The sequence below is a fragment of the Coriobacteriia bacterium genome (assembly GCA_003149935.1).
Taxonomy (GTDB): Bacteria; Actinomycetota; Coriobacteriia; order Coriobacteriales; family QAMH01; genus QAMH01.
In genome coordinates this window covers 24,794-49,908 of sequence record QAMH01000010.1, presented here as the reverse complement: position 1 = coordinate 49,908, position 25,115 = coordinate 24,794, and the positions used below count along the sequence as shown (strand labels likewise).

Sequence of the window (25,115 nt, the reverse complement as noted above, 5' to 3'; positions counted from 1 at the left end):
GCACGGCAAAGACGGGCAAATCCGCAGCCAAGAAGTCGGCTGCAATCAAGCAGGCGGAGGCCGAAGAGGGCGTTCTCGACAACGAGCTCATCGCCCGCCTTGATGACTTCATCAAGGATTCGGGCAAGAAGGTCGAGCGCAGCGTCGTCGAGAGCAGCTTTTCCGACGATGATCTCTCGAGCAAGCAGATGGCTGCCGTCTTCGAGTACCTGACGGCCAACGGTATCAAGCTCACGGGCAAGAGCATGCAGGTCGTCGAGGTCGATGGCGACGAGGATATCGACGCCGCCATGAGCGACGAGGAAATCATGGAGGGCATCCCCGAAGACGAGCTCGGTGCCCCGAGCGAGGCCATGAGCATCAAGCAGGCCGAAGAGGCCGTGGAGGCCGAGGCTGCCGAGGCGATGAAGGCCGCGGGAATCAGCGCAGACGAAAAGCCGGCTGACGCCAAGAAGCGCCGTGCCGAGGCACGCAAGGCCCGCATCGAGGCAAGCTCTGTCGTCATGCTCACGGGTGATCCGGTGCGCATGTACCTGAAGGAGATCGGCAAGGTCGACCTGCTCACCGCCTCCGAGGAAGTCGATCTCGCCATGAAGATCGAGGCCGGCCTCAAGGCCACCGAGGAGCTCGAGCGCGCCGAAGACGAGGGCGTCGAGCTCACGCGTCGCGAGCGTCGTCGCCTCACGCGTGTCGAGCAAGTCGGCTTGGACGCCAAGGACCAACTCATCGAGGCCAATCTGCGCCTCGTCGTCTCCATCGCGAAGCGCTATGTCGGTCGAGGCATGCTCTTTCTCGATTTGATCCAGGAGGGCAACCTGGGCCTCATCCGCGCCGTCGAGAAATTCGACTACACCAAGGGCTTCAAGTTCTCGACGTACGCGACCTGGTGGATCCGCCAGGCCATCACCCGTGCCATCGCCGACCAGGCCCGCACCATCCGCATCCCGGTGCACATGGTCGAGACCATCAACAAGCTCGTGCGCATCCAGCGCCAGCTGCTGCAGGAGCTCGGCCGCGAGCCAACGCCCGAGGAGATCGGCGAGCAAATGGACATGACCGCCGAGCGCGTGCGCGAGATCCAGAAGATCAACCAGGAGCCGGTCAGCCTCGAGACGCCCATCGGCGAGGAGGAGGACTCCCAGCTCGGCGACTTCATCGAGGATCACGAGGCCGTACGTCCCGATGACGCTGCCGGCTTCTCGATGCTGCAGGAGCAATTGCAGATGGTGCTCGACGGACTTGCCGAGCGCGAGCGCAAGGTCATCGAGCTGCGCTTTGGCCTCAAGGATGGGCACCCTCGCACGCTCGAGGAGGTCGGGCGCGAGTTTGGCGTCACGCGCGAGCGCATCCGCCAGATCGAGAGCAAGACGCTCGCCAAGCTGCGTCACCCGAGTCGTTCGAGCAAACTCAAGGATTATCTGGAGGATTAACGGCCCTCGTGTATAATGGCCGTCGTTTGGCCCCATGGCGCAATGGTTAGCGCGATCGACTCATAATCGACAGGTTCCAGGTTCGAATCCTGGTGGGGCCACCAAAAAAAACAAGGGCCGGGGTTACCCGGCCCTTTTCGTTTGCTGGAGGCGACGACCGGAATCGAACCGGTGATAAAGGCTTTGCAGGCCTCTGCCTTACCGCTTGGCCACGTCGCCATGCCACGTGCTTTGAGTAAAAGAGCCGACTGGGAAGCCGGCTCTTGACTTAGCATGGAGCGGAAGACGGGGCTCGAACCCGCGACCCCAACCTTGGCAAGGTTGTGCTCTACCAACTGAGCCACTTCCGCGCGCAGAGCGGTATTCTAGGGAAGTTTTTGGCAAAGCGCAAGAGAAACTTGTAAAAATACGTGCTTGCGATGAAGCGTCATTCTGTTAGACTACTTTGCCACGGGCGTTTGGCGCAGCGGGAGCGCGTTTCCCTGACACGGAAAAGGCCACTGGTTCGATCCCAGTAACGCCCACCAGGTACATGCAAGGGGGCCGGGACATATGTCTTGGCCTCCTTTTTTCGTGTGCTGGCAAAGTGCTTGGTTGCCGTTTCGTAACTGGTGTGCGCTTGGGGCATGCATTACCATGAAGCACGGCTTTTAAGAGAGAGGTCCTGGGATGTCAGGACGGCTTAGGGAGATTCAACATGGCTGAATGCAATTCCAATTGCTCCGCATGTGGCGATAGCGGGTGTGCCGATCGCACCGCTCCGCAGACGCTGCAACTTCATGAGGGTACGAAGATCAAAAACGTCATCGCCGTCGCAAGCGGCAAAGGCGGTGTCGGCAAATCGCTTACGGCTGCGATGCTCGCCTGCGAGCTACGTCGTCGTGGCCACGAGGTCGGCATTCTCGATGGAGATATCACGGGCCCGTCCATCCCGCGTTCCTTTGGTATTCATGAGCCTCCCGCCGTCGACGAGGATGGCATGCTGAGGCCGGCCGAGACCAAGACGGGTATCAAGGTCGTGTCAACTAACATGCTTACCGCCGACGAGGCGACGCCGTTCCTCTGGCGCGGTCCTGTCCTCAACGGCATCCTCACGCAGTTCTACAGCGACATCAACTGGGGCGAGCTCGACTACCTCATCGTCGACATGCCTCCGGGAACGGGTGACATCCCCATGACGGTCTTCCAGCAGTTCCCGCTCAAGGGCGTTGTCATTGCCACCGCGCCGCAGGTGCTCGTTAACATGATCGTCGAGAAGGCCATCCGCATGACCGAGCACATGAACGTGCCGGTGCTGGGCCTGGTCGAGAACATGTCGTATTACGAGTGCCCTGACTGTGGCTCGCGTCACGAGATCTTTGGCAAGTCCGAGGTCGAGGCCATCGCCAAGAGCAAGGGCATCGATGCCTGGGCCTGCGTGCCAATGGATCCGAAGATTTCGGCTGAGGTCGACTCGGGCAATGTCGAGGACATCAAGGGCGACTGGCTTGACCCGATCGTCAACAAGATTGAGTCAATCTAGTACTTGACTCCTTGTGTGAAAAGCGCTTGCTAGCGCACGAACATGATGGGGATTTCGCCGAAAGCGGTGCAGATTGCGCTCGCAGGCGAAATCCCCCTTTTCATAGCTTCACATAACCTCCATCCCGTGATTTAATACGGAAGTTAGACGTTAGACGTCGGCATCGCCATGTCCGCTTGTCATTGCGGTCACAGGCGGTGCAGGTAGATAACGTCAACACGCGAAGATGGCGACGTCTTCGTAGGAGGTGTTCCGCATGACTGCATGGTCTGCGGAAAGCAGGTAATGCAAACATGTGGCAAGAGAGAATGAAGGAGGAGGCAGAGTGAGAGACTATTCATCGACGAAATGGTTGGATGAAATCCACGCAGAAGGCGTGGAGGTCAAGAAGTCATGCTGCTATTTCTGCCATCAGAACTGCGGTGTTCTGGCTTACGTCAAGGACGGTAAGCTCATCTACGCCGAAGGCGATCCGGATCATCCCACCAACGCTGGTGGCCTGTGCACGCGTGGCAACCAGGCCTATACGTTCGTGGATAATCCGTCGCGCATCAACTACCCGATGAAGCGCGCAGGCGAGAAGGGCGAGAACAAGTGGGAGCGCGTCTCCTGGGATCAGGCCCTGACCGAGATCGCCGCAAAGCTCAACCAGATCAAGGAGGAGTCTGGCGCAGAGGCAGTCGCCGCTGCGGCCGGTACCCTGCGTACCGACGACTGGGCAAGGCGTCGCTTCCTCAACATGTTCGGAACGCCCAACGGCTTCCACAACGCCCTGCTGTGCTGGATCCCGACCTTCATGGTCGAGACCGCCATCAACGGCTGGTCTCCGTTTGAGACCGACCTGGGCGCGTCCAAGTGCGTCATCCTGTGGGGCTTCAACCCCGGCGCATCTTCCATGCCCGGCATGCATGGTTACACCGACCTGCAGAAGGCCACCGGCATGAAGCTCATCGTCGTCGATCCGCGTTACTCCGAGACCGCGGCCCACGCAGACCTCTGGCTGCCGCTGCGCCCGGGTTCTGACACGGCCCTGTCCATGGCGATGATCAACGTCATCATGAACGAGTTCATCTATGACATGGACTTCGTCGATCAGTGGTGCGAGGGCTTCGACGAGCTTCGCGACTACATCGAGCCGTACACCCCCGAGTGGGCCGCGCCCCTCACCTGGCTCGATCCTGAGCTCATCCGCCAGGCTGCTCGCATGTACGCGACCAACCGTCCCGGCAACATCCAGTGGGGCTGCACCTGGGATCAGCTCGGCCGCACGGCCGGTGCTGGCATGCACGCCCGCTCGATCCTGCGCGCCATCTGCGGCAACCTCGATTGCCCCGGTGGCGACGGCATGCCCGGTCCTGCGGCATATGTCACCGACGAGGAGCTCGAGGCCAATGACCGCCTGCCCGTCGAGATGCGCGCCAAGCAGATCGGTGCCGACAAGTACAAGATGACCTCCTGGCCCGGCTACGAGCGTCTTTCCCAGATCTCCAAGGACAAGTGGGGCAAGGCCTTTACCGCCGAGTGGATGTGCGAGGCTCATGGCCCGTCCGTTTTCAAGGCCATCCTCACGGGCGATCCCTATCAGGTCCGCGCGCTGTTCGTCAGTGGCTCCAATCCGCTGTCGTCCTATGGCGACGCCAAGATGACCTTCGAGGCTTGCAAGCAGGTCGAGTTCCTGGTCGTCCTCGAGTACTTCATGACCCCGACGGCCCTCATGGCCGACTTCGTACTGCCGGTCGCAGGTGCCATGGAGCGCCCGATGGTTCACACCAACTACGGCGTCACCGACTCCATCGTCTGCTCCGAGCGTGCCATCTGGCCGATGTACGAGCGCAAGACCGACTACAACATCTGGAGGGACCTGGGCCTTGCCTGCGGTCAGACCGAAGAGGACTGGCCCTGGCCGGAGCTTGAGGACGCATACTTCCACGTTCTCTCGCCGCTTGGTCTCCCCATCACGGACTACAACGACTTCGTCGCCCGCTTCCGCATGTACTATCCGCCGCTGCAGTACCAGAAGTACCTGCAGAAGGGCCAGTTCTGCACCGCTTCGGGCAAGGTCGAGCTCAAGTGCTCGGTCTTCGAGGAGTTCGGTCTGCCGGCGTTCCCGAAGTACATCGGTCCGGCCGAGAACGAGATCGACGATCCCGAGGTTGCAGCCGAGTATCCCATCGTTCTTACGACGGGCGGCGGCTTCATGCCGTTCCACCACTCGGAGCACTTCAACAACCCGATCATCCGTTACATCAAGCCCGATCCGTACTTCACCATCCATCCCGACCTCGCCCTCACGCTGGGCATCGAGATGGGCGACTGGTGCTGGATCGAGACCCGTCGTGGCCGCATCAAGATGCGCGCCAACGTCGAGCCGGGCATCGATCCGCGTGCGATCTACACGCAGCGCGGCTGGTGGTTCCCCGAGCGTAGCCCCGAAGGCCCCGAGCCCTTTGGTTGCCTCGAGTCCAACACCAACGTGCTCACGTCCGTCGATGACGAGCACTGCGATCCGCTGACCGGCTGCTGGGCCAACCGTGGCCTCATGTGCAAGGTCTACAAGTGCACCGACATCGACTACGAGTACACGGAGCGCGACTGCCAGTTCTCCATCCCCGGTTCCGCTTTCGCTTCCGAGGGCCCGGGCGTGCACGCCATGCCGAGCACCCAGAAGATGGCACTCGAGTTTGCCGAGCCCGTCTTCGCGCAGCCCGACTTCGAGGTTCCCGAGGGTCTCACCTGGGATTACCGCAAGCGTGCCTGCTATGACGAGAATGGCCGCCGCTACGATCAGGCCTCTGGCTGGATGGTCGACGATGCGACGGGCACCTTCTACCAGATGGGCACGGGTTACAAGTACATCTCCTACAATGGCGACTTCCTGCTCGACGAGAGCACGGGCCAGTTCTACGACTTCTCCATGCAGCCCTGCGAGGGCCCGCAGGCCGATTTCGAGCTGCCCGCCGGCACGACGTGGAACCCCGTCACGCTCAAGGCCGAGGACGACAAGGGCCGTTACTATGACACGGGCAGTGGCTGGCTGATCGACCCGACGAGCTCCTTCCACTATCAGCCGGGTACCGGTTATCGCTTCGTGCAGCATGAGGGCGGTAACTACCTGGTCGACGAGGAGAAGAACGACTGGTACGACTTCTCGATGCAGCCTGTCGAAGCGCCCTATAACATCAAGGACGCCAGCGTCCAAGCGAACCAGTAAAGAGAGGAGGACTGGAATGACCCGTTACGCAATGGTTATGGACCAGCGTCGTTGCATTGGTTGCTCGTCATGCACCATCGCATGCCGCACCTGGAACGAGCTGCCCATTGACATCATCTACAACCCCGTTGTTTCCAACGGAGCAGAGGGCGTGTGGCCTCATGTCCACATGACCTTCACGCCGCTCATCTGCATGCACTGCGACAAGCCCGCTTGCGTGCCCGCCTGCCCGACCGGCGCGTCCCGCCAGGACGATGACGGTATCGTGTGGGTTGAGCCTTCCCAGTGCATGGGATGCAAGGTCTGCGCGAATGCGTGCCCCTACGGCGCTCGCGATATGAACGAGCACGAGGGCTACATCCGCAAGTGCACCTTCTGCAAGGATCGTGTCCGCGAGGGCGAGCAGCCCTTCTGCGTCATGACCTGTCATCAGAAGGCCCGCACGTTCGGCGATCTCGATGACCCCAACAGCGAGGTCTCGAAGCTCGTGAACTCGTATTACACCGAGCAGGTCTATCCCGAGGTTGGTACCGAGCCCATGATCTACTACATCCCCGATTTAGGAGGTACGGTACAGTGAAACAGTTCTGGATTTGGCCTATCGCCCTCTACCTCTTCTTGGGCGGCCTTGGTGGCGGCATGATGGCGACCGCCGCCGTTGTCGGATTGCTCATCGCGCCGTCTGCTCTTACCAGTGGTGCTCTGGTCTGGGGCGTCTTCATCGCGTTCCTCATCCTGGGCATCGGCACTGGCCTGCTCGTGTTCGAGCTCGGTCAGCCGTGGATTTTCTACCGTGCCTTCGTGACGAGGACCTCGGTCATCAAGTGGGGTGCCGTGTTCCTCTCCATTTCGATGATCGCAGGCGTGCTCTTCATCTTCTGGGAGCTCTCCTGGTTCACGTTCCTGCCCTTCATTCCGTATGAAGGCTGCGCTCAGGTTCTGCTCGGCATCGCCGGCATCTTCGGCCTCTGCGTCACGATCTACACGGGCGTTCTGCTCTCCAGCATGAAGTCCCGTCCGTTCTGGAACACGCCGGTTCTGCCCGTGCTCTTCATGGTGTCCGGTTGCTCCACGGGTGCGGCCCTGCTCTCCATGTGCATCGGCGTGTGGCCCTTCCCGGCCGAGTGGCTGCAGGTCAACCTGTCCACGCCGCTTGCCGCGCTGCTCACCGAGGAGCTGCGTCACATCCTGCACGTTGCCGACGCGATTCTCATCGCACTCGAGCTCGTCGTGCTGCTCCTGTACGTGATGCTGCAGTTCTGCGCTTCCAACGAGACCGCCAAGTCCCATGCGGAGCGCTGGGTCCGTGGCGAGTGGGCCGGTTACTTCTGGGGCCTCATGGTTTGCTGCGGTCTGGTCATTCCGTTCGTGCTCAACATCACGAGCGTGGGCGGCTACGCTTCGCAGATCATCGCCCTCATGGGTGGCTGCCTGCTCCGCTTCATGATTATCTGGAGCTATCAGCGTCGCGTCACCCCCGCAGAGCTCAAGTACTACACGCGTCTGCCGCAGAGCCACCAGGACTTCATGGATTACTGGGAGGCTGGCAAGGAGTACTGGACGTGGGTTACGCCTGCTGGTGAGGTTGCCGATGAGGCACCTGCCGACGGTCCCGATGAGGTTTACCAGACCTCTGGCCCCAACCCGGCCATGACTGGCGCCCAGTAGGAGCTGCTTTTGCAGTTCGCTACGAGCGAGTAATGCGAACGACCCCCGTCTCCTCCAAGAGGCGGGGGTCTTTGTTTGACGTGGTGGGGAAGTTGACGGCTACCTGCTCGTTTGCAAGCGTGAATGTGTCAGGGGGTCAGGCCTCTTGGCACATTGGCGTATAATCGGGCACAAACACGCTGCGAGGAAGGACTCGAGATGCATCACCCGCTGGAAGACGTGCAGGATTTTTCTGACAGTTGCATTCGCTGCGGCCTCTGTGCCCGGACCGATTGCGGCAACTTCTCGAATGGCGAGCCTAATCTCGGCGAGCTGTGCGAGTCCATCCTCAACGGCGAGGAAACCTGGGATTACGCGCCCTTCACGTGCGCGCTATGCAATCGGTGCACGATTAATTGTCCGGTCGACCTGGTCGCCTCACGCGCCACCAAGCCGCTCAGGGCGCTACTACTTAAGCAGAAGCCCGAGCTGAGGCCCCTGTATCGCAAATTCAGGACAGATCTCAAGTACAACGTGTTCTCGGCGCTGCGCGCACGTGATGCCGGCGACATCACCAACGTCACCTATATCCAAGGCGAGGCTAACCTGGGTGAAGACGCTAATCACACCGCCTTCTTCCCGGGCTGTGCGTTGTATGCGTATGCTCCGGAACTTACCGCCAAGGTCTCGCAGTGGCTGCGCGACGAGGACATCGCCGCCTATACCCTGACAATTTGCTGCGGTGCGACCTTCTACGATGTCGGTTTCTATGACGAGTACGATGCCTATCGTGAGCGCGTGCAGGCTTTTCTGCGCGAGAAGGAAATCAAGCGCCTGGTCGTCACCTGTCCGCACTGCGCTCATCTGCTGCCACAGCTTATCGAGGGAATGGAAATCGAGATCGTGCGGCTGCCCGATCTGCTCGTCGAGCGCGGCATGATATCGCAGAGCACCGAGACCATCACCTTTCACGACGCGTGTTACGACCGTTCTGCCGGTTTCTTTGGCAGTGCGGCACGCAGCCTGTTTGAGAACGCGACATTCAAGAGCATGCCGCACGAGAAACGCGATTGCCTGTGCTGCGGTGGGGGTGGCATGGTGAGCGTGTGCGCTCCCGATTACTGCGCGTATCGCCGCAACCTGCGTTTGGCCGAGATTGACGGAGTGGATGCTGACCGCGTGCTTTCGACCTGCTTCTCATGTGTCAACTCGTTGCAACGCGGTGTGGGAAGCACGCCCGTGCAGCATTACCTTGAGCAAATCTTCGATTGCCCCGTCGATTGGGGCGAGGTATACGCGAGCGTCGATGCACTTTTCGCCGACCCGGCGTACGCGGAGCTTTCGGAGAACGAGGAGCTTACGCTCGTCGACTAGCCTTTTGTCATTCCGACCGAAGGGGCCGTAAGGCCTACCCCTTGTCATTCCGACCGAAGGGGCCGTAAGGTTTGTCTCTTGTCATTTCGACCGAAGGCGCGTAGCGCCGGAGTGGAGAAATCTCCACCGCTGCTGTCTATTAAGCGAAAGACCGAGATTTCTCGACTCCGCTCACTTCGTTCGCTCCGCTCGAAATGACAGGGGGGGGCGCGGCCCCGTTCGCCTCGCTCGAAATGACAGGGGGGCGCGGCCCCGTCCGCTCCGCTCGAAATGACAAGGGGGGGGGCGCTCCGTCTCCGTGTTGTAACCGGAGAGTCCCCGTGTTTGTTCGGTGCATGCAGTACAATCATGAGCTATGACTACTGAGATACGCAAAACCAATTGCCATTACTGCGGATACCTGTGCGCCTTCGATGCAACGCTCGAGGACGGGCGTGTTGTCGATTTCACGCCGGATCCCACGCGCTATCCGTATGACACGAGTGTGGCGGCACGCTGCTGCCGCTGGCCGCTCAACCTCGAGAAGCTCTACGACGAAAGCACCCGCGTCAACTATCCCCTGAAACGCATAGGGCCACGTGGCGGCGGTGGGTTTATTCGCGTGAGCTGGGACGAGGCGCTTGACGATATCGCGACGCGCCTGCGCTTGCTCATCGACGCCCACGGGCCGTGGACGGTGGCGAGCGCCATCGGGGGGCCGCATGCGGTCTACTGGCCACTTCATCGCTTCATGAGTTTCATCGACAGCCCCAACAACATGGGCATCGGCCCCATTTGCTGGAACCCCCGTATCTGGATGGATACGATGACCTACGGTTGGTCGGTCGAGTGCGACTTCAGACCCGACCTCACGGAATGCCTCATGCTCTGGGGCACCAATCCGGCCGAGTCGGACAATTCGCTCTTCTGGCGCAACATCGCCGATTACGTCCGCAACGATGGCAAGCTCATCATCATCGATACGCGGCTTTCCATGACGGCGGCCAAGGCGACACTGTGGCTCGCTCCCTTCCCGGGTACCGATCTCGTCCTCGCCTACGCGTTTGCCCGTGTCATCATCGAGGAGGACCTCTATGATCACGAGTTTGTCGAACAATGGTGCTCTGGTTTCGACGAGTTCAAGACCGCTGCGTTCGAGCGCACGATAGACGAGGCAGCTGCCATCACGCAGGTGAGTGCCGAGGATATACGTGCGGCAGCTCGCATGTACGCGACGAGCAAGCCGGCAGGCCTGCTCTCGGGACGCGGCGTCGACCAGATTGGTCCCAATACCGCGCCGTTGCATCGTGTCATCGCAGCGCTGCGTGCCATCACGGGCAATGTCGACGTGCCGGGCGGCAACGTCCTCAACGAGGCACCGAGCTTCATGAGCGAGCTCGAGCTCGAGGACAGCGCGTTGCTGTCTGCCGAGGCACGCGCGCATGGGCTGAATGAACCCGATTGCGGCATACAGAGCTACGCCGGCTGGGAGCTCGCCGACGCGCGCACGGGCAAGCTTGGGCGTCATCTGCCGATGCGCTACCTCACCTCCGCGCTACCGCAACGCGTATGGGAGGCGGCTATCACCGATAAGCCCTATCGCGTGAGTGCGCTCATCGTCGACGGAGCAAACCCGCTTGTCACCTATGCCGACACGCGGCTTGTCATGGAAGCGTTCGAGGCGATGGATCTCATCGTCGTGCTCGAGTTCGTCATGACGCCCACGGCCCTCATGGCTGACTACGTTCTTCCCGCTGCCGCTGCCGTCGAGCACCCGTGCTTCCAGGCGATGGGTGGTGTCTCCGACTTCTGTTACGGCGGTCCGGCGGCGGTCGAGCCGCAGTTCGAGCGCCGCGAGGACTACGCAATCCTGCGCGACCTCGCCTTGCGCATGGGCTGTGATGAGGCGCTGTGGCCGGCGCGAGACCTGACCGAAGAGCTCGCGCGTACGATCGCGCCGACGGGCATGAGCTGGGAGGATTTCACCATTACGGGCTTGTGTGGTGGGGGAGCACATTACTTCAAGCACCTCGAGATTGACGAGACAACGGGCGAGCCACGCGGGTTCGCGACCGAAAGCGGCAAAGTGGAGCTCGCCATCCCGTTCTTACAGCGACGGGGGGCGGATGTAGTAGCTCGCTTCACGCCGGTGCCCGGCGTGCATGCGGATGTATGCCACGATCCCGATTGCGTCACGCTCATCACCGGCGCGCGCAAGCAGCCCTATTGGGCCTCCTCGTACTTCGAGATTCCATCGATGCGCGCTCGCCATCCCAAGCCGACTGTCGAGCTTTCGCAGGCAACGGCTGAGCGTCTGGGCCTTGCCGAAGGCGATGCGTGCCTCATCTCGCGTCAGGATACGCCGGACGTTGAGGTACTCCAATATGTGCATATCACGAATATACTTGACGATGTCGCATCAGCCGAATACGGATGGTGGTACCCTGAGGCAGTCGAAGACGACCCCGACTTCGGGAAATGCTTCGAGTCAAACATCAATCTGCTCACGCGCGGTACCGTCGAGGGCGCGCGCGAGCCGCTTATCGGGACGTGGATTTACAACGGCATTCCCTGCCGCATTAGAAAGAAGGAGTAGCACCCATGCAGAAGAAGTACGCGATTCTCATCTTCTCCAAGCCGCCGATTCCCGGTCTGGTCAAAACGCGTCTCACCGTAGAGCGTGGTGGCGGCTTTACCCAGGAGCAGGCCGCCCAGTTCTTCAAGCGCAGCCTGTGGGATGTGACCGAACTTGCCATGTGGTGCATGGATGACCTCGAGGCGCTGAATCGCGAAGAGCGCGAGGCTGATCCGAGTGCTCCCGAGCGTAGCTACGATCTCTTCATCTCGACGACGCCCGAGAAGAACGTCGCCCTCATGAAGGAGACGATCGAGGAAATCGGGCAGTGGCCGCGTGAGATTCACTACATGTACGACCGTGGCGCGACTTTCGACGATCACTTCGACATGGCGTTCAAGGAGATCTTCGACCAGGGCTATGAGGCCATCGTCTCCATTGGCGCTGACATTCCCACGTTGCCGCGTGCGCACGTGACCCAGGCTTTCCAGTGGCTCATCTACTTTGCCGAGGTGCTCGGGACGCCGGGCTTCGTGCAGGCGCCGTGCCAGGAATGCGGCACCTCGCTCGTGGGATTCAACTTCGACACGCCCATCAACCACCAGGGCATCTACTACAACATGACCGGACGCCCCGCGCTTGATGGCTACGTCGAGAAGCTCGTCGAGGAAGGCATTCCCAACGCCTATCTTGCGCCTGTTGCCGACGTCGACGAGGTCGAGGACCTCGCGCACTGTCTGTCTTGCGCGCGTGCCCTGCGTACGGCATCGGAGTACCAGACCGGCATCTACGTGCCCAAGCGCGTCTTGCAGTGGGCTGACTTCCTCGGTCTCAAACCGCATGCCGCACCTAACGAGAACCATGATCCGCGCCAGTATCTGGATGATGTGGAGGATGGCGCCGACGCGCCCGCACACGAGCCGGAGGAGACCGAAGGGATACTCCGGTAGCTCTTTCTCAAACACGCTCCGCAACCGAAAACGCTTTTCGTTCGGCTGCTGCGGAACTCGCAGGCAAAAAGCGCCTGCTCAGACAGTCCTCGCAAGGGCACCTCACGAAAAGCGTTTTCTGCTTCGCTATTGTTTGAGAAAGAGCTACCTCCGTAGGTGAAAAGGATGGAAAAGGACCTTCATGACTGAGAATCGAACTCTCCATACGGCGCATGCGCTGTGCCCGCACTGCCTCGAGCAGCTGAAGGCCGAAATCTACGCGGACAGCGACGGCAAGGTCTGGATGACGCGCACCTGTCCCGAGCATGGCGAGACCATCACGTACGTGTGGCCCAATGCGGAGCATTACGAGTGGCTGCGCTCGATGCGCGTCACGCCGACGGCGCCAAAGTGGCGCGAGTATCCCATCGAGGGCGACTGCTGCATGAGCTGTGGCCTGTGCAAGCGCCATCTGCGCCGTGGCACGCTGGTGGAAATCGAAGTCACGCGCCGCTGCAACGCGAAGTGCCCCGTGTGCTTCATGAGCGCGGATTTCCCGAGTGACGGTATCACCTACGACGAGATCGAGGGGCTCATCACGACGCTTGCCGAGAAGGTCGGCCCCGAGACGGGCCTGCAAATCACCGGCGGAGAGCCGACGGTGCGCAGTGACCTGCCCGAGATCGTCATGTGCGCACGCCGTCACGGCTTCACCGGCATCGAAATCAACACGAACGGCATCGTCATCGGCCGCTCCAAGGATTATCTGCAGAAGCTCGTCGACGCGGGCATCACGGGTATCTACCTCTCCTTCGACGGCATTGACGAGGAGCCCTACGAGGCCATATGCGGCAAGGCCGCGATGCTCGCCGATAAGATGGCCTGCATCGAGAACTGCCGCGAGGTGGGCATTCAGGTCGTTCTGTGCATGACGATCGTCAAGGGCGTCAACGACGACCGCGTTGGCGAGGTCATCGACTTTGCGTGGGAGAACTCCGACGTGGTGATCGGCGTGGCGCTGCAACCCGCGTTCACTTCGGGACGTTTCGAGCCGAGCGAGTACGCACCGTACACGGCCGGTGACACCATCTACGCGCTCGAGGAGCAGACAGGCGGACGCATCAAGGTCGCAGACATCATGCCGCTCGGGTGCTCGCACCCGCTGTGCGATACGGGCACCTTCCTCATGCCGGACGAAAACGGCAGCTATATCCCGGCCACGCGCGGCCTGTCGAGCGAGGAGTACATGCAGTACTACGACCCGACGTCCCCGCAGGGCTCGGTATTGCCCGACATCCTCTACAAGAAGGGCGTCAACCTCTATCGCGGCATCAGCGTCATTATCATGAACTACATGGACGCGATGACGACCACGACCGAACGCATGGCGGAATGCTCGATGACGGTGGCGATGAAGGACGGGCGCGTGATTCCGTTTTGCAGCTACCAGATGACGAATTCTGCCGGTGAGCGTATCTACGAGATGTGGGGAACCGGCCCCACTGCCTAATGCGACAAGGAGCAGTCCATGAGCGCTGACTACGAGTTCATACACGATGCGGATCGCTGCGTTGCCTGCGGCCTATGCGTGGCGTTTTGCCCGCAGTACTGCCTCGAGGTGGACGATAACGGCATGCCGAGGGCTGTCGATATGGAGGCGTGCGTCGGCTGCACGACCTGCTCGGGGCAATGCCCGCAACGCGCCATCGTGATCAAGTCGCTGCCCGGCGCCGCAGCCTTCGATCCGTATGCCGGCGAGGAGCGCGCCGAGCCCATTTCCGCCGAGGAGCAGCAGCATTACGCCGAGGCGGAGAAGGCCATCATGGAAGCGCTCGACCTGCGCTGGCATCCGGTGGCCGTCGGGCTCATCGACATCGACGAGCCACTGCCCGATGTTCCCATGCCCACCGAGAAGCTGCGCTACTGCCAGAGCATGAACGCGGCGCGCCGCGGCGCATCGATACTCATGCCGCCCCATTGCCACGCCTGTCCCGACGGCACCTCGATCTTCGGCATGACCGGCGTGCCCGACAAGCTCGCCACCGGCGAGATCTACGTGCTCTTCCACAAGGTCGTGGATGCCGAGGCCGCGGCCAAGATGGTGGCCGAGCGCCCCACGTTACCGCCCAACTCCAAGCGCGCCACCCTCGTGCAGCCACTCGGCGCATGCACGCGCCATCCCGAGGTCATCGTCTTCACGGGTACGCCCGAGCAGATGATGTGGCTGTCGATGAGCATGTCGTACTTCGATGGACACCGCCACGATTTCCACGCGTCGGGTTTCAACGCGCAATGCGTGGAGGCGACGCTGCTGCCGCTCATGAACGACGAGCCGAACATCTCGTTTGGCTGCTATGGCGGCCGCGCGTCAAGCGACATTGGCGAGGACATGATGTACATGGGTGTGCCGGCAAATCGCCTCGACACCATCGTCGAGGGTTGCCAGGAGCTTGCCAAGCGCGCCATTCCGCAGTCGCGCATGAAGATCTACGTGCCGCCCATCATGTAGGTGCGATGACCGGGAAAATGAGACAGTTGCTCAGGGACGTTGTCTCATTATGAAGAAATGAGACAACGTCCCTGAGCAACTGTCTCATCGAGGAGATTGTAATGACGGAGTCGTTCAGCAAGTTGACCGGCAACGAGATCGCCACGCTGCTCGTTCCCACGACCGTGACACTCGTCACGGCTCGTGATGTCACGGGCATGGACAAGGTCGCGACCATCGCATGGGTCATGCCCATTTCGCACGAGCCGAGCCTCATCGCCGTCGCCATTCGCCCCGGCGGGCAGACCGCGTGCGCCATGCGCGAGTCGGGATGCTTCGTCGTGAACGTGCTCGGTGCTGACGAGGATGCCGCGCGCATCGCGATGGCGTGCGGTAGGAAGCACGGCGTCGAGGATCGCTTCGCCGAAGCGGGACTCACGGCGTGTCCGGCTGCTCATGTTGACGCCGCCCGTATCGAGCAGGCCATCTCGTGGATCGAGTGCCAGCTGGTGGAATCGCGCGTGCATGGGGATCACGAGCTCTTCGTCGGTAGGACGCTCGTTGCCGAGACGCGCGGCGAACTCGACGGCAACGGCAAGCTCGAGCCGTGTCCGGCGCTGCTCATGGGGCAGCGCGGGCGTTTCGGGCGCTTCGAGAAAGGATTCAACGCATGATCGCACCCGAATACCACATCCGCGATTGCGTCGAGGCGGACATGGATCTCATCCGGTACCTGTTTTCGGTCGAGGGCTTCAGCGACCTCACGAGTCCCGAGGGAATACGCGTCGCCGTGACACCAGACAACACGATGTACGGTGCCTGCCGCCTGGAGCAGGGCAGCGACGGTTCGTGGAACGTGCGCCCCATCGTCGTCTTCGACGTCGTCCAGGGCAAGGGCGTGGGTCGTGCGTTGCTCAAGGATGCGTTGCGACTTCATCCGGACCTGCGTCTCGTGGCACGCGGTGAGATCGAGCCCTTCTACCTGTCCTGCGGCTTTGAGCGCTGTGGCTGGGATGCCATCGCGCCCGAGTATCGTGCCGAGTGCGAAGCCTGTCCCGACAAGGCCGCATGCGGCCCGCTGCCCTTCCGCTCCCTTCCCATCGAGCGGACCTTCACTTTCCTTGGGACGAGCTCGGGCTGCGGTGTGCCGGCTTTCTTTTGCCATTGCCCTGCGTGCGAGGCGGCACGCAAGGACCCGACGAAGCGTCGCGGTTGCACGGGCGTTGCCCTGCGCGGTCATGGGACGACCATTATCGACGCGTCACCTGACATCCGCCATCAGCTCAATCGCGAGGGCATCGATGTCATCGACGACTTCTTCCTCACCCACGCCCACTACGACCACATGGGCGGTCTGGGCGAGTTCGAGTACTTCATCCGCCTGTACCTCATGGGCACGATGCCGTTTCACGGAAGCGAGCACGCCATAGCCGAAGCGCTCAAGGAATACTCCTACATGGACGATTGCTTTGCGCTCGACGTGATGAACCCGTACGACGTACGCGAGGTGGACGGCCTCGCGATTCAGGCGCTGCCGCTCAAGCACGCGCCGGGTACCTTCGGTTACCTCATCACCACGCCCGAGGGACGTCGTACGTTCTACGCGCCCGATACGAGCGATCTCAAGCCCGAGGTCATCGAGATGCTCAAGGGTGTCGACAACCTCGTCATGGATTCGACGTTCTGGGAGAATCACGGGACCGCACGCTCGCATCATGACGTACGTCAGACGGTGCACGAGGGCATCGACATTCTCGATGCCGGACACATATATCTCACGCATCTTGCGCCGCACATGTGCGATCCGGGTGTGAACGAGATCGACGAGATCTACGCATATGCCGCGCAGTTCGATGGTCGTGTTATTGTGGCCGAAGACGGCATGCAGTTCACGCTGTAAGCTGGTACCATATGCCGCATGAGTAATGAGTATCGACTTTCGGCTCGACAGATTCTGACGCGTATCATCTCGGTGATCGTCGCGGGCGTCGGTGGGTCGGCGTGTGGATTTAGCCTTCTCATGCAGGTGCAGGAGATCGGTACGGTCATTGCGTCGATTACGTGGTTCTCCGGACTTTCGGCCGTCGTTTTCGCGCTGGCAGGCTATGCCGTCTCCTGCGACCCCGGCAAGGGCAAGACCTATATTCCGCTTGCCGTCGTCATTGGGGCAATCCTTGTCATCACGGGCTCTGCCCTTGCGCGCATCTACCTGTACGCGCACATCGTCATCATCATCGCGCTTATCGCCGCGGCCATCGAGGGCATCGTGCTCATCATCTATCACTTCATCTTGAAACGCGAAGATCCAGAGGCTCTATAGCCGCGAGGAGGGTTCCCATGGTTTCCAGATTGGTTCTTGTCAGGCACGCTAAGACCCAGGCGCGCAACCCCGAGCTCATCGACAAGGACCGTCAGCTCACGCGTGCCGGTCGATATAGCATCGAGGCGCGGTTTCCCATCTCGCTCCAGCTTCTGGCTGACGAGGATGTCGCCGAGGTCAAGGTCTGGAGCAGCCCGGCGCTGCGTGCCATGCAAACCGCCGAGGTCGTTGCGCATGCGCTCGGCGTCGATGGCATCGAGGTGCGGGATTCGCTTTACGCCAACAGCGTCGATGCTTTCATGACCGAGCTCGTCGAAGAGCAGGGCACCGTTATCGCCGTCGGACATAATCCCTTCATGGACGAGCTCTACGCACGCTTGAGTGGGGCTCCGCAGGGCATGGGAACTGGTGCCATGGCGTCGTTCGGTTTTGCGGCGACGGATGATCCGGCAAGCGTTGGCTCGTGGCTCGAATGGTTCGTGCAGGGGCCGCGTGTCGTGCTATGGCAGAGCATCGTCGATGTGGAGGACGCCCTTTCCGATGCCGCCGCACGCATCGCGCGCTGTAGCGTCATGCTACTCGAGAATCCCGATGATCCCGAATCGCTGCATCAGTATCGCATCTCGTTGAGAATTGCGCGCTCGCTGCTGGGCTTCCTCGCGCCGTATTGCAAGGGTTCTGCGCTCAAGAAGACCATGCGCGATATCAAGAAGCTACAAGATCCGACCTCGCGTCTGCGCGAGTTAGACATGCTCTGCGAGGCGCTCGATTCGCAGACGGTCGAGGCACGTATCGTGGCCGATGCTTGCACGCAGCTTCGTACGGGATTCATCGAGCGCTTTGCTGCCGAGTCTACGCAAAAGGCAATTACGCGCGTGGTCGGGCGCATCAAGGACATGCCCTGGCGTCGTTGCGTCAGGCAGTCCGGCCTCGATGCGCAGGAGCTCGTCAGGCGCGTTTCGCAGATGCGTACCGATTACGAGTTGCAGATGGCGCACGTTGGCTATGACGACCAAGAGGCTGTTCATGACGTGCGCAAGCTGGCCAAGGCGCTGCGCTACGTGACACGTGAGTTTGCAGAGCTTTTGCCCGATACGGCTGAGGATACCAATACACGGGCCAAGGCGGTGCAGGACATGCTCGGCGAACTCTGCGACTGCTGGAACAATGCGCAGCTCGTCATCGAGATATGCGGTCCGCAGGCGGTGCAGGTCGCCTCGCGTTTTGTCGTGCGCGCCGATGAGATCATTGCCGATCTCAAGAGAAGTCGCAGCTGTGGTCTTGCGATAAGCGATTCGTAGGCTTCGGGATAGGGAAATGAGGGCAAGGTGTCCTTGGTGTCAGGCAAGTTGTCTTCTGTTTGAAAAGTAAGGTGTTTTATGTGTCCGTCGTTGTGGTAACATAGCAACTCGCGTGCGGGGCACGCAGCATATCGGGTGGTGGCGCAGTTTGGTAGCGCACTTGACTGGGGGTCAAGGGGTCGCAGGTTCGAATCCTGTCCACCCGACCAGTAAAAGGCAAGGTCAGCGGGTTTTCTCGCTGGCCTTTTTATCAGGCGACGAGATAATTGCCGCTCGAATGCCGCTCGAAACCCGTTCACGATGCATCCTGGTGACGCTCGTATGTCATTCAAGCGTCGTGACATAACCCTCACCTCTCATCCCCAAAACCGTGCCCAGGGGGTCATGCTCGTGATTGACGCCCTCCCTAGACTTTCTCATGTCCGGTGACGCCGGAAAACCATGTAAACGTGGAGGAAGTGGGGACGCCTCGTGATTCAGCCGAAGTACCAGAACTATCTTGTCGTGAGCCTTTCGGTATTGGCCGTTGGGGTGACCATGGCAATGGTCCAATACAAGGTTCCCACGATCATGATCGCCATCATGGAGCAGTATGCCATGTCGGCAAGTGGCGGTTCGTGGCTCATGTCCATCTTCACGCTCATGATGGCCGTGACGGCAATCGCCATAGGTGAGTTGTCGGTTCGCATGAGCCCGAAGAGAATCATCGTGTTCGCGACGTGCCTCATCGTTCTCGGCTCTGTCATGGGGGCATTCGCGCCCAATGGCATCGTCTTGCTCGTGTCACGTGGCATAGAGGGCATAGCACTTACGGCGGTGACCACGTGCGGCCCGCTGGTCATACAAGAAAGCGTCGCACCAGGGCGTATCGGCACTTCCATGGGCATCTGGGGTATGTGGGGGTCTTTGGGTTCCGCCATCGCCGCGTTTCTGACGCCATTGGTCTTCGCGTTTGCGGGGCTCACCTCGCTTTGGCTCTTTTACGGTGCGCTGGTCGTGATTGCGACTGTCATCATGTGTATTTGCGTAAGAGATCCTTTCAAGAAGGGCTCGCCTGTGGCGCCCGAGGACGCAGTCAATGCCTCCGAAGGGGCTTCGGGGGTGGCGCAATCGGACGTCACACCTGGCAAGGCAGCCGCCTCGCATATAGGAGCGAAGCCCTCGTATCGCGAGCTTCTGACGAAGGACGTCCTACTCTTTTTCTGCGGGTTCATCGCGTTTAACATATGCTTGCTTGCGGTCCTGAGCCTGGTTCCCTCGATTTTGCAGATGCGCGGCATGGATGTAAGCCTGTCGGGTTTCGTAAGCACGCTGCCGATGATAATCTCGGTTGCCTCTTCTCCTTTCTTCGGAATGCTATCCGACAAGACCGGCAAGACCAAATGGCTGCTCGTCTTCTGCCTGTTCTTCCTGGGGCCGTGCACCTTCGTTCTCTACAACTTCGAAAGTGCCGTGATGTGGGTGGGAGCAGTGGTTATGGGTGTGATCGGAATGGGCACCACCGGCCTCATGATAACCGCCTTCATGAAGGTGATCAGTAGACCGGAGCTTGCGACTATCGGCATGGGCGTTCTTATCTGCGTCCAGGGGATTGGACAGTTCCTGGGTACGTTCCTCGTCCAGGGCTTGCTGGGCCCCTCGTTCGAGAACACGCTTCTTGCTGGCAGTGTCGTCATGATCATCGGCCTTGTCGGTACGCTATGTACGGCACTTTGCAAGATGCGGTAAAAGAGGCCTTCCGGATCTCGATGCTGCTGGACAGACCAACTGCTTAGCACCACTATTGCCACTCGAATAATAAATAGCGCATTTCGCCTATTCGGTAGTACAATGCTCTTGACAAACGATGAATGTACACTATCGAATGTGGGGCCAAAATGGCGGCTGATGCGAGCATACCAAGCCCGCCGGTGGGCGCGGCGCGGACGGCGATGATCGTCGTCCTGCTCGTGAGCAATCTCCTCGCATCGTTCACGCAATCGCTTATGAACGTTGCGCTCGATTATGTCGCAACCGACTTTCACATCACGCTTTCCCAAGCCAACTGGATGGTGCTCGCCTTCACGATCGTCACCGCGACGACCATCACCATGGCGGCGAAGCTGCTCGAGCGCATAGGCCTTCACAAGCTCATGACCATAGGCTTCGTCTTCTCGTTCGTGGGATCGTTGCTCGGCTTCTTTGCCTGGAACTATCCGGTCATGATCGTCGCCCGTGCCCTCCAGGCCGTTTGCACGGGGCTGTGCTTTCCGCTTATCAACGAGGCACTGCTCACCATCGCGCCAAAGGGCAAGGCGGCGACTTTGCTCGCCGTGAACAGCGGTGTCATTGGCGTCGCACTGGCGTTTGCCCCGCCCGTTTCAGGTCTTATCATCACCTGCGTCGGCCTTCGCCCGCTCTTCCTCATTCCCGCGGTGATTGCCCTTGTCCTCATCATTGCGGGCAGGCCGGCTATCCACAATCTGTATATGCGCAGAAAAGCCCATATCGACATCCCGAGCGTTGCGCTGAGCTTTGTCGGCCTGGCCTGCTTCCTCTACGGCCTTAACGAGATCTCACATGAGGTCTTTCCGCCACTCGTCATCATGCTCGCCGGCATCGCGATACTCGCCATCTTCGTGTATCGTCAGCTGCACATCGACGAGCCCCTGCTCAATCTGACGCCGCTGCGCAATCCGGTGTTCACCGTCGGCGAGACGCTCGTCACGCTTGCGTTCATGGCATCGGTGTACATGAGCTTGCTCGTTCCCCTGTATCTCGAGGGTGCGGCATCGTACTCGCCGTTCATAGCCGGTTGCATGTGCATCGTGCCCATCTTGTGCTATGCGGCCTGCTGCTTTCCCAGCGGCCATCTGCTTGCGAAGCACGGCGTGTGGCCGCTCGTGCCGGTGGGGTTTGCGATCGTGCTCATCGGCTACATCGGCATGTACTTCGCCTCCGCGCAGCTCCTCGTCATCGTCTTGCTTGCCTGCGCTGCCATAGCCTATGCGGGCATCGGCATTTTCTTCCCGGCGGTAAAGACCGTCGACCTCAACGTGCTTCCCCGCGCCATCTCCTCGTATGGCTCGTCCATCCACTCGACGATCGTGCAGATCGGCAGCTCAGTCTCGTCGGCTCTCTTCGTCGGCATCATGTCCGGCGATATCACCCATTTGATGGCGGGGGGAATGAGCAAGGCCGATGCCTACGCGTTTGGCTTTTCGCATACTCTGCTCATTGCCATTGGCATATTGATAGTGGCGGTCATTCTCACCGTCGTCTACACGCGTCTCGTACGCCGTCAGAAGGGGAAGACGGCTGTTGCGGACAGCGCGACGAGCGAGAAAACCGGGAGAGGATAGGAGGGGGTCATCATGACTGATGCCAAGGATGCAGCTCCGAAGACGGATGCTTCGGTGCAAGGTGACTCGCCAGCTGCGACACAGGCTGCGGACGCGTCTTCGTCACAGGGGGATGCCGGCTTCAAGAGGACAGTCGGCGTGTTCGACATGGTGGTCTACGGCCTCATCTTCATGGTGCCCATCGCCACGTTCAGCCTCTTCGGCGGCGTGTCCAACGCATCGGGCGGTATGCCGGCACTCGCGTATTTCGTCGCCTTCATCGGCATGTTCTTTTCCGTGCTGTCTTTTGGCGTGATGATCGGAACCTTCCCGTCGTCGGGCTCCATCTATACCTACACGTCCAAGAGCATCGGCAAGGGCCTCGGATTCGTGGCCGGCTGGCTCATGTTGCTGCAGTATCTCACGTCGCCCGACATGGTCTTCATCATGGGTGCCGAGGCGCTGAGCACCTACGTGCCGCAGATTCCGGTCTGGGGCTGGTGCCTCATCTTCCTCGTCTTCGTCTTCGTCGTCGCGTCACGCGGCATGAGCACGACGATGTTCGTCAACCGCATCGCGCTCATCCTCGAGTTCATCGTGCTCGGCATGTTCATCGTGTTCGGCGTGGTCTACATCATCGGGCACCCCGAGACGAGCGGCTTCTCGCTGACCGCCCTGTTCAATCCCAATACCTTTTCGGTATCCGGCGTCATGGGCGCCGCCTCGTTGGCGGTGTTCTCGTTCGTGGGCTTCGGGTGCGTGGCGACGCTCACCGACGAGGCGAAGGACGAGCGCCACGGGCCGTCGCGCGCGATGATGATCATGGTCATCATCCTCGTGGCCATCTTCGTCCTGACGTGCTTCATCGCCACCTGCGTCGATCCGTCGGGCCAGATTTGCAAGAACGACGAGAACAACGGCTTCTACCATATCGCCGAGCTCGTGGGTGGCAAGTGGTTTGGCGTCGTCTGCGCCGTGTCCGTGGCCTTGGCCCAGGGCGTCTTCACCGGCTTGGTCGCGACGGTGTCGGTGTCACGCATCCTCTACGTCATGGGCAAGAGTGGGTCGCTTCCCGGCGTCCTAGCCAAGATCGACGAGAAGCGCCAGGTGCCCATCGTCGCCACGTGCTTCGTGTCGGTCCTCTCGCTTGTCCTGCTCGCGCCCTTCCTGTTCATCGGTATGGAGGGATTGGGCAAGGTCGTGAACTTCGGTGCGCTTTCCACGTACTTCCTCCTTAACCTCTGCGTGGTCGTATGGTTCTGGTTCAAGAAGAAGGATCACGGCAATCCCGGACGTTTTCTGGTCTGCCCCATCTTGGGCATGATTGTGGTCTTTGCGTTGCTGCTCTCACTTGATGTGCCCGCCAAGATCATCGGCGTCGTGTGGATAGCCATCGGCATCGTGTACTACCTGGTCATGACACGCGCTCTGCACCGCGAGATTACCATGGAGTGAGCAGGTGGAAAACGTGTCACAGGCGCTTGGTACTCTCGGTTTGTCGTTCAGTTCAAACGAAGGAGAAACATCATGGGCGTCTTGTCGGCATTACTCGCAGGTTCCAGCGCGATGGCGTGGTTCGTCATCATCATCATGATGCTCGCGATTCTGTTTTGCGGGCCTTCGAAGTGAGGGGATACGGGGGCGTGACAAGGGGGACGGGGGTTCTGTCACATCCATGGATGTGACAGAACCCCCGTCCCCCTTGTCACGAAAACGCCGTGCGAAGATGCCTCCTACAGCTCGAAAATCTGGCCTGCGTAGGTTGCCTCGACGATGTCGGGGAGCTCCTCCTGCAGGATTTCGAGCGCATGCTCTCCCGTGCAATGGCCGGTGTAGATCTTGTCGATGCCAAGCTCGCGGATGGTTTGCGCAAGGGCGTGTACTTCGTCATCTTCGCGCAGGAACAGGTGCAATCCGCCGACGAGCGTGCGGATGGGCTTGCCGGGAAACGCAGCACGCGCCTCGTTGATGATGGTCTCGATGCCTCCGTGGGAGCAGCTGTTGAAGATGACGAGTCCCGCGGGCGTCTCGATGATGAGGCTCTGCTCGTGGTCGAATCCGTCGCCGACGAGCCCGTCATCGGTCTTCAGGTAGAGGTGCTCGCGCTCGCCGATCTTGTCGAGCCCCTTTGTGCTGTGGCCCAGGAGCCATGCGCCGGACGCGAATTGCAGGGCATCGTCGACGCGCTCGATACGTGATGCCTGCTGCTCGAGAAGCCCCCTCTGGATGCCGATGTACTTCATGTCGCCTTTGGCATCGCTCCAGCATACCTCCTCGCAGGCATCCTGGATGAGCAGCGGCGCATGGTCGTTGATTGCGAAGAAGTCCCCGAAACCGTCGGCATGGTCGTAATGGGCGTGGGAGAGCACGCAATAGTCGACATCTGACAGGTCGATGCCGAGGGCCTGCGCGTTTTGCGCGAAGAGCCCCGATGCGCCCGAATCGAGCAGGATGGTAGCGTCGTCGGTCTCGATGAGCGCGGAGAACCCCCATTCGCAGCCGAGCCCTTTTTGCGCGTCATTGTCCACGAGTATCGTCGTCTTCATGGTCATGCTCCTCGCCGTCGAAAATGAGACAATTGCTCAGAGATATTGTCTCATTTTAACGGGAGGCAGACATGGAGCGATTCGAACTGGAGACGCCGGTCTACGGGTTTGTCGAAATCACGGCGCGAATAAGGCAAATCGTGCGGGAAAGCGGCATCGAGGAAGGGCTATGCGTGGTCTATTGCCCGCACACCACCGCCGCGATCACCATCAACGAGAACGCGGACCCCGACGTCGTGCGCGACCTCAAGCTCGCGCTGGCGGACATCTTTCCCGACCGGCGTGATTTCAGGCATGCCGAGGGCAATAGCGCCGCACACCTCAAGAGCAGCGCCATCGGCGCGTCGGAGACCATTCCCGTGACGGGCGGCGCCATGGCGCTTGGGACTTGGCAGGGCATCTACTTCTGCGAGTTCGACGGCCCGCGGCATCGCAAGGTGTACGTGCAGGTGGTGGGAGAGTAGCAGTTGCGC

19 protein-coding genes and 5 tRNA genes are annotated in these 25,115 nt (G+C 60.5%); 21 read left to right on the top strand and 3 right to left on the bottom strand.

What is annotated here, in order from left to right; genetic code table 11:
• Positions 1–245: 245 nt before the first annotated feature.
• Together rpoD and DBY20_08840 are read left to right on the top strand one after the other, a co-directional pair.
• On the top strand, positions 246–1,430 hold the full coding sequence (rpoD, locus tag DBY20_08845; protein PWL77613.1) for an RNA polymerase sigma factor RpoD: 1,185 nt from the start codon (positions 246–248) through the stop codon (positions 1,428–1,430).
• A 28-nt stretch (positions 1,431–1,458) separates the two neighbouring features.
• Positions 1,459–1,534 (top strand) — tRNA-Met (locus DBY20_08840).
• 41 nt (positions 1,535–1,575) lie between these two features.
• On the opposite strand, the gene DBY20_08835 is transcribed toward DBY20_08840, so the two are convergent.
• Positions 1,576–1,649, bottom strand: a tRNA-Cys gene (locus DBY20_08835).
• Between the two features lie 55 nt (positions 1,650–1,704).
• Positions 1,705–1,780: transfer RNA gene (locus DBY20_08830), tRNA-Gly, on the bottom strand.
• A 102-nt stretch (positions 1,781–1,882) separates the two neighbouring features.
• On the opposite strand from DBY20_08830, the gene DBY20_08825 reads away from it, so the two are divergent.
• From DBY20_08825 to DBY20_08740, 18 genes are all read left to right on the top strand, one after another.
• Positions 1,883–1,957: transfer RNA gene (locus DBY20_08825), tRNA-Val, on the top strand.
• Between the two features lie 170 nt (positions 1,958–2,127).
• Positions 2,128–2,952, top strand: a complete 825-nt coding sequence (locus DBY20_08820; GenBank protein ID PWL77464.1) for an ATP-binding protein — start codon at positions 2,128–2,130, stop codon at positions 2,950–2,952.
• A gap of 361 nt (positions 2,953–3,313) precedes the next feature.
• A complete protein-coding gene (locus tag DBY20_08815; GenBank protein PWL77612.1) occupies positions 3,314–6,163 on the top strand; it encodes a dehydrogenase in 2,850 nt (949 codons plus the stop codon).
• Between the two features lie 16 nt (positions 6,164–6,179).
• Positions 6,180–6,743, top strand: a complete 564-nt coding sequence (locus tag DBY20_08810; protein PWL77463.1) for a 4Fe-4S ferredoxin — start codon at positions 6,180–6,182, stop codon at positions 6,741–6,743.
• Positions 6,740–7,831, top strand: a complete 1,092-nt coding sequence (locus DBY20_08805; GenBank protein ID PWL77462.1) for a hypothetical protein — start codon at positions 6,740–6,742, stop codon at positions 7,829–7,831. The genes DBY20_08810 and DBY20_08805 overlap by 4 nt, the downstream gene beginning before the upstream one ends.
• A gap of 123 nt (positions 7,832–7,954) precedes the next feature.
• Positions 7,955–9,184: a hypothetical protein gene (locus DBY20_08800; protein ID PWL77461.1), complete on the top strand. Its 1,230-nt coding sequence runs from the start codon at positions 7,955–7,957 to the stop codon at positions 9,182–9,184.
• A 355-nt stretch (positions 9,185–9,539) separates the two neighbouring features.
• The gene (locus DBY20_08795) at positions 9,540–11,759 is read left to right on the top strand and encodes a dehydrogenase (protein PWL77460.1); all 2,220 of its coding nucleotides are present in this window, start codon (positions 9,540–9,542) and stop codon (positions 11,757–11,759) included.
• A gap of 5 nt (positions 11,760–11,764) precedes the next feature.
• Complete coding sequence (locus DBY20_08790) at positions 11,765–12,688, top strand: hypothetical protein (protein PWL77459.1); 924 nt, start codon at positions 11,765–11,767, stop codon at positions 12,686–12,688.
• A 181-nt stretch (positions 12,689–12,869) separates the two neighbouring features.
• The gene (locus tag DBY20_08785; GenBank protein ID PWL77458.1) at positions 12,870–14,177 is read left to right on the top strand and encodes a radical SAM protein; all 1,308 of its coding nucleotides are present in this window, start codon (positions 12,870–12,872) and stop codon (positions 14,175–14,177) included.
• An 18-nt stretch (positions 14,178–14,195) separates the two neighbouring features.
• Positions 14,196–15,176 carry a (4Fe-4S)-binding protein gene (locus tag DBY20_08780; GenBank protein PWL77457.1) on the top strand — a complete coding sequence of 327 codons (981 nt, stop codon included), beginning with the start codon at positions 14,196–14,198 and terminating at the stop codon, positions 15,174–15,176.
• Positions 15,177–15,277: 101 nt separating this feature from the next.
• Positions 15,278–15,829: a hypothetical protein gene (locus tag DBY20_08775; GenBank protein PWL77456.1), complete on the top strand. Its 552-nt coding sequence runs from the start codon at positions 15,278–15,280 to the stop codon at positions 15,827–15,829.
• Entirely contained in the window at positions 15,826–17,055 is a 1,230-nt protein-coding gene (locus DBY20_08770; GenBank protein PWL77455.1) for a hypothetical protein, read from the top strand. Before DBY20_08775 ends, DBY20_08770 begins: the two co-directional genes overlap by 4 nt.
• Before the next feature lie 120 nt (positions 17,056–17,175).
• Complete coding sequence (locus tag DBY20_08765) at positions 17,176–17,475, top strand: hypothetical protein (GenBank protein ID PWL77454.1); 300 nt, start codon at positions 17,176–17,178, stop codon at positions 17,473–17,475.
• A 17-nt stretch (positions 17,476–17,492) separates the two neighbouring features.
• The gene (locus DBY20_08760; protein ID PWL77453.1) at positions 17,493–18,776 is read left to right on the top strand and encodes a hypothetical protein; all 1,284 of its coding nucleotides are present in this window, start codon (positions 17,493–17,495) and stop codon (positions 18,774–18,776) included.
• Between the two features lie 132 nt (positions 18,777–18,908).
• Positions 18,909–18,985, top strand: a tRNA-Pro gene (locus DBY20_08755).
• Positions 18,986–19,247: 262 nt separating this feature from the next.
• Complete coding sequence (locus tag DBY20_08750) at positions 19,248–20,504, top strand: hypothetical protein (GenBank protein ID PWL77452.1); 1,257 nt, start codon at positions 19,248–19,250, stop codon at positions 20,502–20,504.
• A gap of 122 nt (positions 20,505–20,626) precedes the next feature.
• Positions 20,627–22,117, top strand: coding sequence for an MFS transporter (locus DBY20_08745; GenBank protein ID PWL77451.1), 1,491 nt, complete (start codon positions 20,627–20,629; stop codon positions 22,115–22,117).
• A gap of 12 nt (positions 22,118–22,129) precedes the next feature.
• Positions 22,130–23,551: an amino acid permease gene (locus tag DBY20_08740; protein PWL77450.1), complete on the top strand. Its 1,422-nt coding sequence runs from the start codon at positions 22,130–22,132 to the stop codon at positions 23,549–23,551.
• 278 nt (positions 23,552–23,829) lie between these two features.
• Here the strand turns inward: DBY20_08740 and DBY20_08735 are convergent, their stop codons facing one another.
• Positions 23,830–24,642, bottom strand: coding sequence for an MBL fold hydrolase (locus DBY20_08735; protein PWL77449.1), 813 nt, complete (start codon positions 24,640–24,642; stop codon positions 23,830–23,832).
• Between the two features lie 71 nt (positions 24,643–24,713).
• Between DBY20_08735 and DBY20_08730 the strand changes: the two genes are divergently transcribed.
• The gene (locus DBY20_08730) at positions 24,714–25,106 is read left to right on the top strand and encodes a hypothetical protein (protein ID PWL77448.1); all 393 of its coding nucleotides are present in this window, start codon (positions 24,714–24,716) and stop codon (positions 25,104–25,106) included.
• Positions 25,107–25,115: the final 9 nt, after the last annotated feature.